Origin of the sequence: Eisenbergiella tayi, from assembly GCF_001881565.1 — a bacterium.
GTDB classification, from domain to species: domain Bacteria; phylum Bacillota; class Clostridia; order Lachnospirales; family Lachnospiraceae; genus Eisenbergiella; species Eisenbergiella tayi.
Genome location: NZ_MPDJ01000001.1, coordinates 1,026,627 through 1,043,211, shown reverse-complemented (window position 1 = coordinate 1,043,211; position 16,585 = coordinate 1,026,627). Strand labels below are relative to the sequence as shown.

Genomic DNA, 16,585 nt, shown 5'->3' with positions numbered 1-16,585 from the left:
CGCCTTCCCTTCTCCGGCTGCTCCGGCCCGGGTGAGATGCTGGCGGCAGGTTCATCGGATAAAAAGGTGATTATTTCTTACTGTTCTGCATTTCCTGTCTGTGGTCCGCTCTTAGCGGCGACTGTTTGACGACCAAAGGGAGGAGTTCAGCCGCGTTGACCACAGACAGGAAATGCAGAACAGTTAGAAATATCCCTTTTTTGAGGCTGAATCAGCCGCCAGCATCTCACCCGGGCCAAAGCAGCCGGAGAAGGGAAGGCGCAGGAAGGGGCCGAAGGGAAAGGGACGTGCAGAGGGCCCGCGGGGGTGAAGGGGGAACGCCCCTCCATACATCAACTGTACATGAATGCATAGACAGATTTAAAGGGACAATGGTATAATGAAGTCCATTCCCTTTATATGGATTCGGAAATACAGTGAGGTAAAAGTGAATGCAGGAGCAATTTGTAAGAACAGCCCTTCTTCTGGGAGAGGAAGGAATCGATAAATTAAGCCGATCCAAAGTGGCGGTATTCGGAATCGGAGGCGTGGGAGGCTTTACTGTGGAGGCGCTGGCACGAAGCGGCGTGGGGTATTTCCTTCTGGTGGATAATGATAAGGTGGCGCTGTCTAACCTGAACCGGCAGATTATAGCGACCCTGGATACGGTGGGCAGGTATAAAACGCAGGTGATGAAGGAGCGTATTCTTTCGATCAATCCCCAGGCGGCGGTGGAAACACGGGAATGCTTTTTCCTGCCGGAAAACGCGGACGAATTTGATTTTTCTTCCTATAGTTATGTGGTGGATGCGGTGGATACGGTGACGGCAAAGCTGGAACTGGTGGTGCGGGCAAAGGAGGCCGGTGTACCGGTTATCAGCAGTATGGGAGCCGGCAATAAGCTGGAGCCCACCCGCTTTGAGGTGACAGATATCTATCAGACAAGCGTGTGCCCTCTTGCCAGGGTTATGCGCAGAGAGCTGAAGGCCAGGGGAATTCAAGATCTGAAGGTGGTGTATTCCAGAGAAGAGGCACGGAAACCGGAGAAAAGCCTTATGACGGAAGAGGATTCCACATCCCGCAGACGTTCCGTTCCCGGGAGCGTTTCCTTTGTCCCCAGCGTGGCCGGACTGATTGCGGCCGGGGAGGTCATTCGTGATCTCATAAAAAAGGTTTGAAAAATGTCGTCTACCGTTTATAATAAGTAGAAGGCGAATGGCTGTAAACGGATATTTCGGGAAGCACAAAAGAAGACGGAGAAAAAAGAATGGTATTCAGCTCGATGATATTTTTGTGGGCTTTTCTGCCCATAGTATTTATATTGGATAAAATTGCGGGAAAGAGCAGGAAGCTTCAGAATATCCTGCTGCTGGCTGCCAGTCTGCTGTTTTATGCATGGGGCGAACCCAGATATATGTGGCTGCTTCTGGTTTCCATACTGGCTAATTATGCGTTGGGGCTTTTTATGGACGGAATACAGGGCCAGGGGAGAAGGAAATTCATTCTTATCGCCGGAATCCTGGTAAATCTGGGAATCCTGGGCTATTATAAATATTTCAATTTCTTCATTAATACATTAAACAAGATATTCGGCAGGGAGCTATTGTCAATGAAGGACATTGCCCTGCCTTTAGGTGTGTCCTTTTTTACCTTCCAGGCTATGACCTATCTGATAGATCTGTATAAGAAAAAATATCCGGCCCAGAAAAATGTCCTGAATATGGCGCTTTATTTTTCCTTTTTCCCGAAAATAACACAGGGCCCCATTGAAAAATACAGGGACTTTGAAAAACAGCTGACACAGCGGCAGCAGAGTCTGACGCTTATGGGCGAAGGAATCCGTCGTTTTGTATATGGACTGGCGAAAAAGGTCATTATTGCGGATACGCTGGGAGCCTGCGTGGATCGGATATATGGGCTGGATTTGGGAAACATAAATGGTGTGCTTGCCTGGGTTGCCATTATTTTTTATTCCCTGCAGCTGTATTATGATTTTTCAGGCTATTCCGACATGGCGGTGGGGCTGGGAAAAATGTTTGGCTTCCATCTGACGGAAAACTTCAATTATCCTTATATTGCCTCTACCATAACCGATTTCTGGCGCAGGTGGCATATTTCCCTGACCTCCTGGTTCCGTGAATATCTGTATTTCCCCCTGGGAGGAAACCGGAAGGGCAAGGTAAGGACCTATATTAATATATCCATTATTTTTATTGCCACCGGCCTGTGGCACGGCGCCAGCTGGGATTTTATCTGCTGGGGGATTTTCCATGGATTTTTTATGGTCCTGGAACGTCTGGGGCTGGGGAAAATACTGGAAAAAACAAAAGTGGTGAAGCATGTTTATACCATCCTGGTGCTGTGCGTGGGCTGGACCTTCTTCCGGGTAGGGGATGTGGGGCTGACTCTTCAATATCTGAAGCGGATGTTCCTCCCCTGGATGTATACCGCATCCGGCTACGCCGTACAGGAGCTTGTGACCAACAGAGCCTTTTTTATGGCGGCCTGCGGTATTCTGGGCTGCGGCCTGCTGCAGAAAGCGGCAGTTAAGATCATGCCCCGGACAGAAAAATTCAAAAACAGCACCGCGGAACTGGTTTTCTGCATGCTGCTTCTTGTCTACAGCGTAATGCTTATGGTAAGCAGTACCTACAGTGCGTTTATTTACATGAACTTTTAAGTATGTGCAGCTGTCGGGTACCATCACGGCTGCAAGCGTGATTTTTTCTTAAGATAGGGAACGAGATACGAAAGGAGCGGCACATGACGAAAAAGAAGGCGGCGGCGTGGATCATTGTATTTGCCCTGCTGGTTATAGGGCCGGGAATCATATATCATTTTGCAGAACCTTATATAAATACGGAAAATACGGAAAACAGGCAGCTGGCGGAGAAACCGGTTCTCTCCCGGGATAACCTGCAGACCTTTGCCTCCGAATATAGCAGCTATTATAACGATCACCTGGCCTTCAGAAGCCAGATGATAGAAGCGAACAGCATTCTGAGTATGAATGTTTTCCGGGATTCCTCATCCTCCAGCGTGGTGCTGGGAAAAAATAACTGGTTGTTTTTTACGGATGAGGGAAGTATTGAAGATTATAAGGGAACCAATCTGTATACCCGGGATCAGCTGGAGCTGATAAAGGATAATATTCTGAGCACCAAAGCCTATCTGGAAGCCAGAGGGATTGAATTTATCCTCATGATTCCTTCTAATAAAGAAGAAATCTATTCGGACAATCTTCCTGACTATATCAGGAAAAGAGGAGAACAGACCCGGGCGGAGCAGGTTATTTCTTATCTGCGCGAAGAGACGGGAATCCGTATTGTATACCCGAAAGAAGAACTGATGGCCTACAAGGATCAATATGATCTGTATTGGCACTACGATACCCACTGGAACTATCTGGGAGCTTATATCGGAGCCAAAGCCCTTCTGCAGGAACTGGGCATTCAGGTCCCTCAGGTGGAAGAACTGACGATTACCCCCAATGACTTCTCAGGATATGATCTGGCGAATATGATGAATCTGAGAGACTATTATAAAAAGAACAAGCCGGCTGAGGTCAGCTATGATGTGACCGGATACCCCACCAACAATCTGGCGGTTATCCAGGCTATTGATGCCACAGAACTGATATACCAGTCGGACTCACCGGACAGAAGACGGCTTTTCCTTGTAAGGGATTCCTTTGCAGGCGGAATGGCCCCTGTGCTTGCCTCCAATTTCGCATATACCTATATGCCGCATTGGAACGGATGTTTTGAACAGTCGATGATCGATGAACAGCAGCCGGATATTTTTGTTTATGAGGTTGTGGAAAGAAGGCTGGATGCCCTGCTTTCCTTCCGCCTTTCTGAGTAAGCATTTTTTAACAGGTGGTTAATATATGGGGAAAAAGAAAAACAGCAATAACTTTGTCATGCAGGCAGGGATCCTTGCAGCCGCGGGAATTATCTGCCGGATTATAGGAATTTTATACAGAAGCCCGCTGGCCGCCGTTATCGGGGATGAAGGTAACGGATATTATTCTTCCGCCTACGAGATCTATACGATCATACTTCTTGTTTCTTCCTATAGTATTCCTTCTGCGATCTCCAAGGTCATCGCCCAGAGACTGGCGCTGAAGGAATACCGGAACGCCCAGAAAATATTCCGCTGCGCCATCGGCTATGTAGTGGTGGTAGGCGGCTTGGCGAGCCTTTTTACCTTCTTCGGCGCGGGCCTGCTGGTGGGAGGCAATTCCATTCCGGTACTGCGCATTTTTGCCCCAACCATTTTCTTCTCCGGGCTTCTGGGGGTCCTGAGAGGATATTTCCAGGCACACGGAACCATGGTGCCCACCTCATTTTCCCAGATAGTGGAGCAGATACTCAATGCGGTAGTCAGTATCCTGGCGGCATTTCTTCTGATAAAGGCCGTATCAGATTCCGACACAACTACCCAGGCCGTATATGGCGCGTCGGGAAGTGCTATCGGCACCGGATCCGGCGTAATAATAGCCCTGCTTTTCATGCTGGGCGTGTTCTTGCTGAATAAGGAATATATCAACCGTAAGGTGAAGAGAGATAATTCTTCCCAGGTTTTATCCACCGGTGAGGTTTACAAAATCATCATTACCATGGTGACACCGGTCATCCTGAGCACCTTTATCTATAACTTTAATACTTCTCTCAACCTTACTATATATACGAGGATTATGGAGCATGTAAAAGGCTTCACTGAAGCCGAGGCTTACACACAGTACGGCCTGTTCAGCGGCAAGGCCAAGCAGATATCCAATATCCCCATCGCCATTGCTTCCGCCATGTCCTCTGCCATGATCCCCGGAATTTCGGGTAGCTTCGCACAGGGAGACATCGCGGGAACCAACAGAAGAATCGGAACGGCAATCAAAACAACCATGTTTCTCTCCATTCCCTCCGCCGTAGGCCTGACGGTACTGGCCAAGCCGGTCACCCTGCTTTTATATCCCCAGAAGGCGTCGGTGGATACCGTATCCTACCTGCTTGCGGCCATGAGCATAAGCATTATTTTCTACGCTCTTTCCACAATCAGCAACGCGGTTCTGCAGGGAATCGGCAAAGTGAACCTGCCCGTAGTCAATGCTGCGGTAGCCCTGGTCATCCAGACCGTGGTACTGGTTCCTCTGCTGCTGACCACTGATTTAGGGCTTTATACCCTGGTTATTGCCACAGTGCTATACTCCTTCCTTATGTGCATTTTGAACGGTATCTCTGTAAAGAAGGAACTGAAATACAAGCAGGAAATCATTAAAACCTTCCTGCTCCCCGGATGGGCCGCCATTCTCATGGGCGTCGCTGCCTTTGGCGTTTACCATGGCCTGTACCTGCTCATCCATATGAATGTAGTATGCCTGGCCGCCGCGATCCTTGTTGCGGTCCCCATATACTTTGTCCTCACCATCAAAATGGGAGCCGTCGGAAGAAAAGATCTCCTGGCACTGCCCAAGGGAACTTTGTTTGTCAGAGTCGCAGAAAAATGCCGTTTAATTCATTAAGAATTTCATAAATTACTGGACTTTCATTGATCTGCGCAGTACAATATCATAGAATTTATGGACTTTATGTCGAAAAATGCAAAACCGAATAACCGCTAACAGGAAAATCACAGAAACCGGGCGAATGGGAAGAAACCTTCGCCGGGAATCGTTTTTTTAGGAGAAACACATGAAAAAAATCCAGATAGTAAAAGGGATGAAATACCGGGCAACCGCTTTTTTAGCCGTGTTACTGTTGGGAGCAGCGCTTCTTGCGGGCTGCGGGAAAAAACAGGAACAGCCTGCCGAAACAGAAACCCCCGGACAGTCTTCCTCCGTCAGCGCCAGCGAACAGGCGGAAGCCAATGAAACCGGATCGCTCACCCATGAGGAAGAGTCCCTGAAGGTACAGAATGACGGCCAGCACAGCTTCCTCACCGGAGAAAAAATGGATCCCGGCGAAGTAAACAGGCGTCCCCTTGCCGTAATGCTCAATAACATCATTGAAGGAACCCCCCAGACAGGCATTTCCCAGGCCTCCATCATATACGAAGCCCCAGTGGAGGGCCGTATTACCAGATTAATGGGTATTTTTGAAAATTACCAGGACATGGACCAAATTGGATATATAAGAAGCAGCCGTGACTACTTTGTCTACTGCGCCCTGGAATTCGATGCCATTTACGCCCACTTCGGACAGGCAACCCCCTATGTGGGAGAGCTGCTTAACAGTGATCGCGTGGACAACATCAGCGGCGCCGTTGCAGGCATAGACCATCCTGCCGCAAGCACCTTCCTGCGCACCTCCAAAAGGAAGGCCCCCCATAACGTTTACGTAGATATCAAAGGCCTTCAGAAGGATATTGATAAATTCGGCTACAGCCAGACCTACCATGATACCCATAAACCCAAATTTGCCTTTGCCCCGGACGGACAGAAGCCCAACAACAGCAGCGGACAAAAGGCCCTTCTCCTCTATCCCGGAGGAAAAGAGAAAGACCTGCCCAACGGCTTCAGCAAGGTACAGGCTTACTTTGAATACAACGAGAAAGACGGAAAATACTACCGCTTCCAATACGGCGGCCCCCACATTGACGAAAGCACCGGAGAACAGCTGTCCTACGACAACGTCATATTCCAATACTGCTACGGAGAAGTGAGGGATGCAAACGACTACCTCGCCTTCGGCTGCCACGGTGACAATAACATGAAAGTACAGGTTTTCACCCAGGGAAAAATGACCGAAGGCACCTGGTCCCGCTATGCAGACACCGATCCCGCATACTATGTGGATAAAAACGGCGATCCCATCCAGCTCAGCCAGGGCAAAACCTGGATATGCCTGATATGGGACGAATATGCCGATGATGTGGTTATAGAATAAATACCAGTAACTGTGAAGGTACTGAACAGCTACAAATACCAAAGAGACAGGAGCAGCAGCATGAAACAGATTTGGAACAGTTTTCGTTTAGCTTTTTCCATGTATTCCATAATACCTGCCCGCCAGATTGACAAAACAAAAGAAAATACCAAATACATCCTTTGCTTTGTCCCCTGGGTCGGAGCTGTTATTGCTTTTTTAATTACCGAATGGAGGATAGTCCATCCCTACCTGCTCGACTATGAATTCCTCCGTTCCGTAGTCTGCGTAATGATCCCCCTCCTCCTCTCCAGCGGAGCCTTCATGGACGGATTTTTCCGCACGGTTGACGCTCTGTCCTCCCATCAGCCCAGAAAAGGCAAACTGGAAATCCTGCAGGACTCCCACAGCGGCTACTTTGCCATCATCACCTGCGTCAGCTACTTCCTTATTATAGTAGGACTCTGGAGTGAAATGCCCATAGACGGATGGCCAGTAGTAGCCCTCGGCTTCATCCTCTCCAGAACCCTCTACGGCCTCTCCATCATCTTCCTCCGCCATTCCCAGACCAGCAAATGCTCCCTCTACGTCCCGGAAGGCAAAGCCAAGACAGCAGTGGCCGCCATCCTCATCCTCTACACCGCCGCCTGCGCCTTCTTCATGCTCCGCATGAACCTAACCGTAGGCCTCGCCTGCCTCGCAGGCGCCGCCATCGCATTCCTCTACTACTGCTGGGTAGCCTACAAACACTTCGGCGGCATCACCGAAGACATAGCCAGCTTCTTCGTCCAGGTCTGCGAAATCCTAATCCCCCTCATGGCCCTCTTAGTCTACCGCATGCCCACAGACTTCACCAGCCTCTAAAGCATTGCACCAGCCTAAGCCCAAACACCAACACCGACATCAACAAAAATAAACTCACTACTATTTGAAATTATTCTAATTTACATAAAAAACTTAATCATCCAACATCCAAAAGACTGGCCCCCCGATACCCCATCGGCCCTCCAGTCTTTTTTCCCCTCCCCCAGCCAATCTACTCCAGCACGGAGGCGCTTTTCCTCCACGGCCCCGCGAATTATGTCCCCGGCGGGTGGGATTGGTGGAGCTGGGTGCATATGAGAAAATGGAGATATTACTTACTGCTCTGTGTGCCCCATATACTGTCCGCCCCTAGCGGCGCTGTCTGACGAACGCGAACGACTGAAAGTCGGCGCGTGAGGAGTTCAAGCCGCGCCGACAGCATATGGGGCACACAGAACAGTTAGTAATATCCCATTTCCTCAACTGCACCCAGCACCACCAATCCCACCCGCCGGGGACATAATTCGCCAGGGCCGTGGAGGAAAAGCGCCTCCGTGCGCCCTTCCGAGAGGCTACAAGGTTACTATTGTAACCCCCTCCCCCCTGTGATACAATAATCGGGATAAAAAACACATCAGCGCCGAAAGGCAGTTTGGAGGGAAATATGGTATCAGAGCAATACAAAGCTATGCTGAGCGGGAAATCAGTCATCCGTACCTTGTCTGAATTCGCCGCCAAGCGTGGAGAAGAAATCGGTTATGAGAACGTATTTGACTACAGTCTGGGAAACCCTTCCGTACCCGTACCGCAGGAATTTACAGACTGCATGATAGAAATGCTTCAGAATGACAATCCCATGGAACTGCATGGATACAGTCCGAGTCTGGGAATCCCTTCTGTAAGGGCCAAAATTGCACAGTCTCTGAATGAAAGATTCGGAATGAATTACGGACCGGAGCATATCTTCATGGCATCCGGGGCGGCGGGAGCTTTGGCTCATGCCTATCGGGCGGTCACACAGCCCGGGGATGAGATCCTCACCTTTGCGCCGTATTTCCCGGAATACAATCCTTATGTAAACCTTACCGGAGCTGTCCTGAAAATCGTCCCTGCGGATACAGACAGCTTCCAGATTAATTTTGTAGCATTTGAAGAGATGCTCAATGAAAAAGTGATGGCGGTGCTGATTAATTCGCCCAATAATCCTTCCGGCGTGGTTTATTCCGAAGAAACCATTGAGCATCTTGCCGGTATCCTCCGGGAAAAGGAAAAAGAGTACGGGCACGACATTTTTATCATATCGGATGAACCCTACCGGGAAATTGCATTTGCAGGAGTAAAGGTTCCTTATGTATCCGGTTATTATGACAACACCATTTCCTGTTATTCCTATTCCAAGTCCCTGTCCCTTCCGGGAGAAAGAATAGGCTATGTGGCAGTGAACCCTGCCTGCAGGGATGCGGAAACCATTGTAAATATGTGCGGCCAGATTTCCAGGGGGATCGGGCATAACTGCCCGCCTTCCATAATCCAGCTGGCGGTTTCCAGGGTCCTGGATAAGACGGCGGATCTGTCTGTATATGAAACCAACAGGAACCTGCTGTATGATTGCCTGACAGAGCTGGGCTTTACCTGTGTGAAACCCGGCGGAACCTTTTACATATTCCCCAAGGCGCTGGAGGAGGATGCCGGAATTTTCTGTCAGAAGGCTCTGAAATATGATTTGATTCTGGTACCCGGCGATACCTTCGGATGCCCCGGGTATTTCAGGATGGCTTATTGTATTGACACGGAAAAGGTGGAGCGCTCATTGCCGGCGCTGCGGAAATTTGTAAAAGAGGAGTATGGTAACAGAGGTTGACGAACGACAAGCGGAGGTGGACAGTATGTATCAGGCAGGATTAGTTTTAGAAGGCGGAGGAATGAAAGGAGTTTATACTTCAGGGGTATTGGATTTTTTTCTTGATAAGGATATAGAATTTTCCAATTGCTATGGAGTGTCGGCAGGAGCATGTAATCTGTGCAGCTATCTGTCACGTCAGAGAGGCCGGGCTTATGCAGTCAGTGTGGATTATCTGGATGATAAACATTACTGCAGTGCATATAATGTATTGACAACGGGGGATTTGTTCGGGGTAAAAATGTGCTATGACGATATTCCCAACCGGCTGAATCCCTATGATTATGAAGCCTTTAACGCTTACAAAGGAAAAGCCTATGCGGTAGTTACCAATATAGAAACAGGACAGCCCGAATATCTCAGGCTGAAGGAAATGAACAGGGATATCATAGCAGTGAGGGCCTCCGCATCCCTTCCGCTGGTTTCCCGAAATGTAAAGATCGGGGATAAGCTTTACCTGGACGGCGGCCTGTCCGACAGTGTCCCCATCATGCATTCCATTGTGGACGGCAACCGGAAAAATGTGGTGGTGCTTACCAAGGAAGTGGGATACCGAAGACAGCCTGCCTCCCATCTCGGCATAATGAAGCTGCGTTATGCCAGATATCCCAAAATCTATGAGCTGATGGCCAACAGGCATATTGCCTATAACAATATGCTGGATTACCTGGATGCCCAGGTGGCTAACGGCCAGGCTTTCGTAATACGCCCGAAGAAGGCAAGCGGCATCGGCAGGATTGAAAAAGATAAAGAAAAGCTTCGTATGCTATACGAAGAAGGCTATCAGGATGCCAGGGACTGCTATGATGACCTGATGCATTACCTGGAAAACGGAGCGTAAAGCTAATATGGAAATAATGGAGAATATTTATGATTGAAATTTTAAAGTCTGTTTTGTTCGGCATTGTGGAAGGAATCACGGAATGGCTGCCCATCAGCAGTACGGGGCATATGATCCTGCTCAATGAATTCGTGACACTGGATGTATCCCCTGAATTCTGGGAAATGTTCCTCGTTGTCATACAGCTGGGCGCCATCATGGCGGTGGTAGTACTGTTCTGGAATAAAATTTTCCCCTTTGACCTGGGAAGAAAACGGAAAAAGAGCATTATCAAAACAGATATTTTTGTGATGTGGTTTAAGATTCTCATAGCCTGTATACCGGCCATGATTTACGGAATTTTTCTGGATGACATAATAGAACCTTATTTGTATAATGCGACTACGGTGGCAATTATGCTGATTCTGTTCGGTGCTGCCTTTATCATCATTGAAAACTGGAATAAAGGGAAAACACCCAAGGTCAACAGCCTGGCGGCCCTTACCTGTAAGGATGCCCTGATTATCGGCCTGTTCCAGCTGATTGCGGCAATTTTTCCCGGAACCTCCCGTTCCGGCGCCACAATTGTAGGAGCGCTGCTGATAGGGGTCAGCAGAGTGATAGCCGCTGAATTCACTTTCTTTCTTGCTATTCCGGTCATGTTCGGGGCCAGCCTTCTGAAGCTGGTGAAGTTTGGCTTCCACTTTACCATGACGGAGGCCTCCCTGCTGATAGTCGGCATGGTGGTGGCTTTTGCCGTGTCCATGGGGGTTATTTCCTTCCTGATGGGCTATATTAAAAAGCATGATTTCAAGGTGTTCGGCTGGTACCGGATTGTGCTGGGAATTGTTGTCCTTGTTTATTTCTATCTGATTGCCGCATAAATATCAGGGCGGCGGAATGGAGACTACTTATGAAAAAAGATCGGTTCGGCATCAGTATTACTTTTTATGCAGTATTGGGATTTGTATTCGCTATTTTAGGGCAGACGCTTCTGGGAGGTCTTTTGCTGGGATTTTCCATAGTTGCGGTACAGGATGAATGGCTTACCAGACAGACCCTGCAGGCATTTTTCCTTTCCCTGATATCGGGATTTGTATCCGTTATCATCGGCGCTGTTTCCTGGAGCTACCGGATTCCCTTCCTGGGTACGGTATTATCCGGAATTTTTGGAATCATAACAGCTCTTGTTACTTTGGTGATTCTGATTCTCGCGCTCATTGGCCTGCTAAATGTAATCAGGGGAGAGGATGCGAATGTACCTTTCTGCAGAGGCCTTGCGGATAAAGTATTCGGGCCGGAAAATAAATTCTGAAGCATGGATATAAAATATACAGAAATCCCGGAGAGGGCAAAGGCATTCGCTGCTTTTGCCCTCTCCGGGATTATGCTCATTCCGTAATCCAGGGAACAGGCTTGCCCTGCTCCACTATTCCGGGGCCGAAGGGTGTTGTTTCTCCTGTTTCCGGATTCGTCGGCTGGTCAATCTGAAATAAAAAACCGTTCTTTCCGTATCTGCCAAGCCTGCGTTGGTCGTAGCGTTCGCTGTCCATGCAGATATTGACCGCTTTTAATGCAACCGCCGCTTCCCGGCTTCCCTCAAAAAGCTCATGCTCCCATAAAAATTCACATTCGATATTCAAAAAACACTCTTTGATCCGCGGCGCATTAACTTTTAAGGCAGCTTCCGCCGTTAAACCTGAGGCGGTGATTTCATCCGTTTCAAACTGGTTATTGCCAATTGTTTTAATACAGCGGTCATAAATATCGTTTGAAGGGAAATTTAACACGCACGCCTTCGTTTCTTTCAGAGACTGATACATATGCCCGTCTTTATTGACTTTTCCCAGGATACAGATAAAGTTGTCGGCCCCGCTTCCCGCAAAGGAAGACCAGGAATGCAGGCAGGCATTTTCCTTACCGTTCGATTTCCAGCCTGTGACCACGAATACCAGCGACGGCATGGCCGTTACAAAATCATACCATGACATATTCCCGAAGGCTGCCAGATATTGCTCCGTAAATATCTCCGGCCTTTCAGTAACAGCAATTTCTTTTTTCATAAAATATGCCCCCTTTTTATTTCCATACTAACATGACAAACATGTCAGCTATATGTCATGTCAGTCATATCTTTTAAAAAATGAAATCATACCGCATCCTTCTTATTAAGAAGTCTGTTGATTTCATCCGCCCGCATTTCCTGACGTTTCCTGAAATAAGAAAAGATGAAAATATCAACAAATGCAAAAACGACAGTATACATGATCAGCTGCCTTACGGTAAAGGAATGCCAGTAAAAGACGCGGCAGAAAACCAACGTGGCCAGATAAAGGATGAGGGATTCCGTGATGCAGTAATGGATCCATTTTTTGAAATCAATCCTGCAAATGGCGGCATCAATTAACTGGCAGAGGACAAGCCAGACGAAAATAAGCAGGATAGAAATAGCGTACATATCCGTTCCTCCGCTATGCAGAAGATTTAATGCGGAGTTGGCGACAGTTACAAGGGTAAAACAAATGCATATGGAGGGAATGCGGATTGAGATGATATCTTTCATAAATTTGCTCCTTTCAGCTTTTCTTTCAGCGGTTCAATATAGTTTCGGGTGATAATCAGTTTTTCTCCATTCTGCAGTACGGCTTCCAGACGATGGTTATACAGCGGGCGTACACTCTTAAGGAAGCTGGTATTGACGAGGCAGCTTTTGCTGATTCGGGTGAAGGAGGTGCGGGACAGCCGTTCTTCCAGGCTGGTCAGGGTATCCCGGCAGGTATAGACCTCCTTCTCCAGGTACAAAAAGGTTTTGCCGTCCACGGTATCAATGAAAAAAATCTGATCCAGCGGCAGCTGATATTCCTTATCCTCCTGATAGCCGGTCAGGGAAAAGGCGTATTGGCGTATTTGGTTTATTAAACGTTCCAGCCGGGAATCCATGCAGGCGCATCGTATGGTAATTTCCGTTTCGGGAATCTGTAAATCCTGATTGACAATCAGTTTCATGGGAACTCCTTTCCTGGATAAACAGGTGTCATTTATTTCCGCGGGCAGCGGGACAGAGCCGGGCAAACCTTTGGTTCGCGCCCGTCCGCCCTGACGGCTGCCGCGGAGGTCAACAGTACAGGTACCTTCTGTGTTGATGATGTCATTATAATGGGCAGAAAAGAGAAACTCAATATGACGGGGTATAAAATACCCTGACAGCGGGTAAAATGCCCTCTATCGGTGAGGAGCGTCCTGAAATTAACATTTCTCATCATATTTTACATAGATTTTACATAACCTAAGCGTGTACTTTACATACACCTGATAAAATAAAGGTGGACAATGAGAAAGTATGGTTATTTTTTCTCAATTGTAAAACCAATGAAAAAATAAATACCGCCCCGAAGCGGAATGAGGGAGACGTCAGGATTTCGATTGAGTGGAAGACAGCGATATCCGTTGATGAGGGCAGAGGAGAGTTGGAATGTCTATTAATGATGTAGGAATGTTATTTTCATTCATCGGAGGTCTCGGCATGTTCCTTTATGGAATGAATATCATGGCCGACGGCCTTCAGAAATCTGCCGGTGGAAGAATGCAGAAGCTGATGAGCTTTCTGACAAAAAACAGGCTGATGGCTATTCTCGTAGGAGCGGGGATAACTGCCATTATACAGAGCTCTTCCGCCACAACAGTCATGGTAGTAGGCTTTGTTAATGCCGGAATGCTGGAACTGACCCAGGCCGTGGGCGTTATTATGGGGGCAAATATCGGTACCACCATAACCGCATGGATCGTATCCATGAGCGAGTGGGGCAGCGTTATGAAGCCCGAATTTTTTGCCCCTCTTTTGCTGGGCATCGGTGCATTTCTTGTCCTTTTTACAAAAAGTGAGAAAAAGAAGAAAATCGGGGAAATCCTGGTTGGCTTCAGTATTCTGTTTATCGGCCTTTCTTTTATGTCTGATGCAATCAAACCCTATCGTGAAGCCCCTGTTTTTGCGAAGGCATTCGCGGTACTCGGTAAAAATCCCGTGCTGGCTATCCTGGCAGGAACCGTGGTTACTGCCATCATTCAAAGCTCTTCCGCTTCGGTAGGCATACTTCAGACACTGGCCCTCAATGGTGTGGTGAACTGGCAGTCAGCCGTATTTATTACGCTGGGCCAGAATATAGGAACCTGCGTAACCGCCCTTCTTTCCAGCGCGGGAGCAGGAAAAAATGCAAAAAGGGCCTCTTGTATCCACCTTCTCTTCAACGTAATAGGAGCGGTGGTCTTCGGAATTATCATGTTTATCCTGTTCAGCTTTAATAAGGCCTGGGGAGCGTCCACCATAAACAGTGTGGAAATCTCAATTTTCCATACCATATTCAATGTTCTCAATACACTTATGCTCATTCCCTTTGCAGATAAGCTGGTACGGCTTTCTACCTATATAATAAGAGATAACAAAGAGGACGAACAGCCGGAAATCAGTGCCGCGGGAGAAATGCGCAGACATCTGGATGAACGTATTCTGGGAAATCCTGCTTTCGCCATGGACGCCGTTCTCGGTGAAGTCAACGTAATGGGACAATTTACCCTGGAAAACCTGAAAAAAGCCCTGGAGGGTATTGAAACAGGAAATAAAGATACCATACGTTCCGTATTTCAGAACGAAAAAACCATCAATGATATGGAAAAGATAATGACGGCCTTTCTGGTACAAGTGGACAATCTGTCACTTACCGAGGAACAGCATCAGGTGATCAAGAACCTTTTCTATACGGTCAGCGACTTGGAAAGAGTGGGAGATCATGCGGAAAATATCGCCGAGCTGGCAGATAACATGCGTAAAGACGAGGTGACCTTCTCCAAGAAGGGCTTCAAGGATATGAAGCTGATTGCCGAGGAAACCATACTCGCCCTGGAAAGCGCCCTGAAAGCGAGAGAATTCTCCAGCGCAAGCGAAGCCATGCAGGAAGCGGATTATGAAAGAAACGTGGATAAGCTGGAGGATGAGCTTCGTGAAAAGCACATCCAGCGTCTGTCAAAAGGAAAATGCGTGCCCGAAAGCGGCGTGGTATTCCTTGACTTGATCAGTAACCTGGAAAGGATAGCCGACCATGCCACCAATATAGCCGGTTACGTGGTGAGCGAAGCCGGTAAGGGACTTCCTGCATTGGATGAAGAGTGATATACTGATAACGGAATCTTGGGTTTAACAGTAATGACTCCGCCCTCCCACATCCGGCCTGTGTTCCCCGTTTCCTGCCCGGCGTGCGCCAGTCCCTTCCGGGCGCGGGCAAAGAGGTCCTTAGAGGGCACACTTTCGTTCGGATAAACACGCAGCGGTACTAACGCTGCAAAAGACGCAGCGTAAGGACCGGCGTGTTTATGACGGCCCTCACAGGATCCTCTTTGCCCGCACCCGGAAGGGACTGAGGCACGCCGGGCAGGAAATGGGGAACACTGGCCGGATGTGGGAGGGCGGAGTCATTACGTTTAACAGCAGAGCAGAATGGAGAGAAAATCATGCAGAAAATATTTGTTATTGAGGACGATGAGAATATCCGGAATCTTGTGAAAATTGCGCTGGAGGGCTATGGCTATCAGGTCCTGGCTTTTGAAACGGCGGAGGAGGCTTTGGAGCTGGTGGGGAAAGAACAGCCGGATCTTGCCGTTTTCGATTTGATGCTTCCGGGTATGGACGGGCTCTCTGCTATCCGGCTTATCAGGAACAGGGATGATGAGATAAAAAATATCCCTATCATTGTGCTGACTGCCAAAGATAAGGAATACGATAAGGTGGTGGGCCTTGACGGGGGAGCCGATGATTATGTAACGAAGCCCTTCGGAGTGCTGGAGCTTGCGGCGAGAATCCGTTCCCTTCTCCGGCGTTCGGCGGAGCAGCAGCCTGTACATGGGACCGGCAAGATAAAAATGGGCGGCCTTGCGGTGGATACGGCGGCCAGAGAAGTGGTTATGAACGGGGAGACGGTTTCCCTGACCTATAAAGAATATGAACTGCTTATGTATTTGATTGACAACCGGACAAGGGTGGTTGAGAGGGATGAGCTTCTCAATAAGCTCTGGGATTATTCGGCGGATATTGAAACAAGGACGCTGGATATTCATATCAGGACCCTGCGCCAGAAACTGGGTGAGGAAGGAAGCAAGTACATAAAGACTATCCGCAGTGTGGGATACCGTTTTGTGATCCCCCAGGAAAATGATAATAAGGAAAATTAA

General features: G+C 48.3%; 15 protein-coding genes. 12 read left to right on the top strand and 3 right to left on the bottom strand.

Features of this window, described 5'->3' with window-relative positions; all coding sequences use genetic code 11:
• Window positions 1–431 precede the first annotated feature (431 nt).
• The 10 genes from BLA28_RS04295 (at window position 432) to BLA28_RS04250 (ending at window position 11,681) form a co-directional block, all read left to right on the top strand.
• Window positions 432–1,157, top strand: coding sequence for a tRNA threonylcarbamoyladenosine dehydratase (locus BLA28_RS04295; protein WP_069156120.1), 726 nt, complete (start codon window positions 432–434; stop codon window positions 1,155–1,157).
• A gap of 89 nt (window positions 1,158–1,246) precedes the next feature.
• Window positions 1,247–2,659 carry an MBOAT family O-acyltransferase gene (locus tag BLA28_RS04290; protein WP_069156119.1) on the top strand — a complete coding sequence of 471 codons (1,413 nt, stop codon included), beginning with the start codon at window positions 1,247–1,249 and terminating at the stop codon, window positions 2,657–2,659.
• A gap of 83 nt (window positions 2,660–2,742) precedes the next feature.
• A complete protein-coding gene (locus tag BLA28_RS04285) occupies window positions 2,743–3,843 on the top strand; it encodes an alginate O-acetyltransferase AlgX-related protein (protein WP_069156118.1) in 1,101 nt (366 codons plus the stop codon).
• Window positions 3,844–3,868: 25 nt separating this feature from the next.
• The gene (locus BLA28_RS04280; RefSeq protein WP_069156117.1) at window positions 3,869–5,500 is read left to right on the top strand and encodes a putative polysaccharide biosynthesis protein; all 1,632 of its coding nucleotides are present in this window, start codon (window positions 3,869–3,871) and stop codon (window positions 5,498–5,500) included.
• Between the two features lie 169 nt (window positions 5,501–5,669).
• A complete protein-coding gene (locus BLA28_RS04275; protein ID WP_081365576.1) occupies window positions 5,670–6,863 on the top strand; it encodes a DUF3048 domain-containing protein in 1,194 nt (397 codons plus the stop codon).
• 60 nt (window positions 6,864–6,923) lie between these two features.
• Complete coding sequence (locus BLA28_RS04270) at window positions 6,924–7,706, top strand: adenosylcobinamide-GDP ribazoletransferase (protein ID WP_069151705.1); 783 nt, start codon at window positions 6,924–6,926, stop codon at window positions 7,704–7,706.
• 604 nt (window positions 7,707–8,310) lie between these two features.
• Window positions 8,311–9,507, top strand: a complete 1,197-nt coding sequence (locus tag BLA28_RS04265) for a pyridoxal phosphate-dependent aminotransferase (protein ID WP_069156116.1) — start codon at window positions 8,311–8,313, stop codon at window positions 9,505–9,507.
• On the top strand, window positions 9,491–10,387 hold the full coding sequence (locus BLA28_RS04260) for a patatin-like phospholipase family protein (protein WP_242878328.1): 897 nt from the start codon (window positions 9,491–9,493) through the stop codon (window positions 10,385–10,387). Before BLA28_RS04265 ends, BLA28_RS04260 begins: the two co-directional genes overlap by 17 nt.
• Window positions 10,388–10,416: 29 nt before the next feature.
• Window positions 10,417–11,250: an undecaprenyl-diphosphate phosphatase gene (locus tag BLA28_RS04255; protein WP_171902325.1), complete on the top strand. Its 834-nt coding sequence runs from the start codon at window positions 10,417–10,419 to the stop codon at window positions 11,248–11,250.
• A gap of 29 nt (window positions 11,251–11,279) precedes the next feature.
• Window positions 11,280–11,681, top strand: a complete 402-nt coding sequence (locus tag BLA28_RS04250; RefSeq protein WP_009251489.1) for a hypothetical protein — start codon at window positions 11,280–11,282, stop codon at window positions 11,679–11,681.
• A gap of 76 nt (window positions 11,682–11,757) precedes the next feature.
• Here BLA28_RS04250 and BLA28_RS04245 read toward each other — a convergent pair whose 3' ends face one another.
• The 3 genes from BLA28_RS04245 to BLA28_RS04235 form a co-directional block, all read right to left on the bottom strand.
• The gene (locus BLA28_RS04245; RefSeq protein WP_081329834.1) at window positions 11,758–12,429 is read right to left on the bottom strand and encodes a flavin reductase family protein; all 672 of its coding nucleotides are present in this window, start codon (window positions 12,427–12,429) and stop codon (window positions 11,758–11,760) included.
• Between the two features lie 86 nt (window positions 12,430–12,515).
• Window positions 12,516–12,929: a hypothetical protein gene (locus BLA28_RS04240; protein WP_069156115.1), complete on the bottom strand. Its 414-nt coding sequence runs from the start codon at window positions 12,927–12,929 to the stop codon at window positions 12,516–12,518.
• Window positions 12,926–13,372 (bottom strand): LytTR family DNA-binding domain-containing protein, encoded by a 447-nt coding sequence (locus tag BLA28_RS04235; RefSeq protein ID WP_069156114.1) that lies wholly within the window; start codon window positions 13,370–13,372, stop codon window positions 12,926–12,928. The genes BLA28_RS04240 and BLA28_RS04235 overlap by 4 nt, the downstream gene beginning before the upstream one ends.
• Window positions 13,373–13,838: 466 nt before the next feature.
• Here BLA28_RS04235 and BLA28_RS04230 point away from each other — a divergent pair, with 466 nt between their 5' ends.
• Both BLA28_RS04230 and BLA28_RS04225 read left to right on the top strand, forming a co-directional pair.
• Window positions 13,839–15,530: a Na/Pi cotransporter family protein gene (locus BLA28_RS04230; protein WP_044964187.1), complete on the top strand. Its 1,692-nt coding sequence runs from the start codon at window positions 13,839–13,841 to the stop codon at window positions 15,528–15,530.
• 338 nt (window positions 15,531–15,868) lie between these two features.
• Window positions 15,869–16,585 carry a response regulator transcription factor gene (locus BLA28_RS04225; RefSeq protein WP_009251484.1) on the top strand — a complete coding sequence of 239 codons (717 nt, stop codon included), beginning with the start codon at window positions 15,869–15,871 and terminating at the stop codon, window positions 16,583–16,585.

Excerpts from the sequence above, each read along its gene's own strand:
- BLA28_RS04230 (WP_044964187.1), top strand. The coding sequence starts at position 13,839 with ATGTCTATTAATGATGTAGGAATGTTATTTTCATTCATCGGAGGTCTC.
- BLA28_RS04260 (WP_242878328.1), top strand. The coding sequence starts at position 9,491 with ATGGTAACAGAGGTTGACGAACGACAAGCGGAGGTGGACAGTATGTAT.
- BLA28_RS04245 (WP_081329834.1), bottom strand. The coding sequence starts at position 12,429 with ATGAAAAAAGAAATTGCTGTTACTGAAAGGCCGGAGATATTTACGGAG.
- BLA28_RS04250 (WP_009251489.1), top strand. The coding sequence starts at position 11,280 with ATGAAAAAAGATCGGTTCGGCATCAGTATTACTTTTTATGCAGTATTG.
- BLA28_RS04265 (WP_069156116.1), top strand. The coding sequence starts at position 8,311 with ATGGTATCAGAGCAATACAAAGCTATGCTGAGCGGGAAATCAGTCATC.
- BLA28_RS04225 (WP_009251484.1), top strand. The coding sequence starts at position 15,869 with ATGCAGAAAATATTTGTTATTGAGGACGATGAGAATATCCGGAATCTT.
- BLA28_RS04285 (WP_069156118.1), top strand. The coding sequence starts at position 2,743 with ATGACGAAAAAGAAGGCGGCGGCGTGGATCATTGTATTTGCCCTGCTG.
- BLA28_RS04235 (WP_069156114.1), bottom strand. The coding sequence starts at position 13,372 with ATGAAACTGATTGTCAATCAGGATTTACAGATTCCCGAAACGGAAATT.
- BLA28_RS04295 (WP_069156120.1), top strand. The coding sequence starts at position 432 with ATGCAGGAGCAATTTGTAAGAACAGCCCTTCTTCTGGGAGAGGAAGGA.
- BLA28_RS04290 (WP_069156119.1), top strand. The coding sequence starts at position 1,247 with ATGGTATTCAGCTCGATGATATTTTTGTGGGCTTTTCTGCCCATAGTA.
- BLA28_RS04275 (WP_081365576.1), top strand. The coding sequence starts at position 5,670 with ATGAAAAAAATCCAGATAGTAAAAGGGATGAAATACCGGGCAACCGCT.
- BLA28_RS04255 (WP_171902325.1), top strand. The coding sequence starts at position 10,417 with ATGATTGAAATTTTAAAGTCTGTTTTGTTCGGCATTGTGGAAGGAATC.
- BLA28_RS04280 (WP_069156117.1), top strand. The coding sequence starts at position 3,869 with ATGGGGAAAAAGAAAAACAGCAATAACTTTGTCATGCAGGCAGGGATC.
- BLA28_RS04240 (WP_069156115.1), bottom strand. The coding sequence starts at position 12,929 with ATGAAAGATATCATCTCAATCCGCATTCCCTCCATATGCATTTGTTTT.
- BLA28_RS04270 (WP_069151705.1), top strand. The coding sequence starts at position 6,924 with ATGAAACAGATTTGGAACAGTTTTCGTTTAGCTTTTTCCATGTATTCC.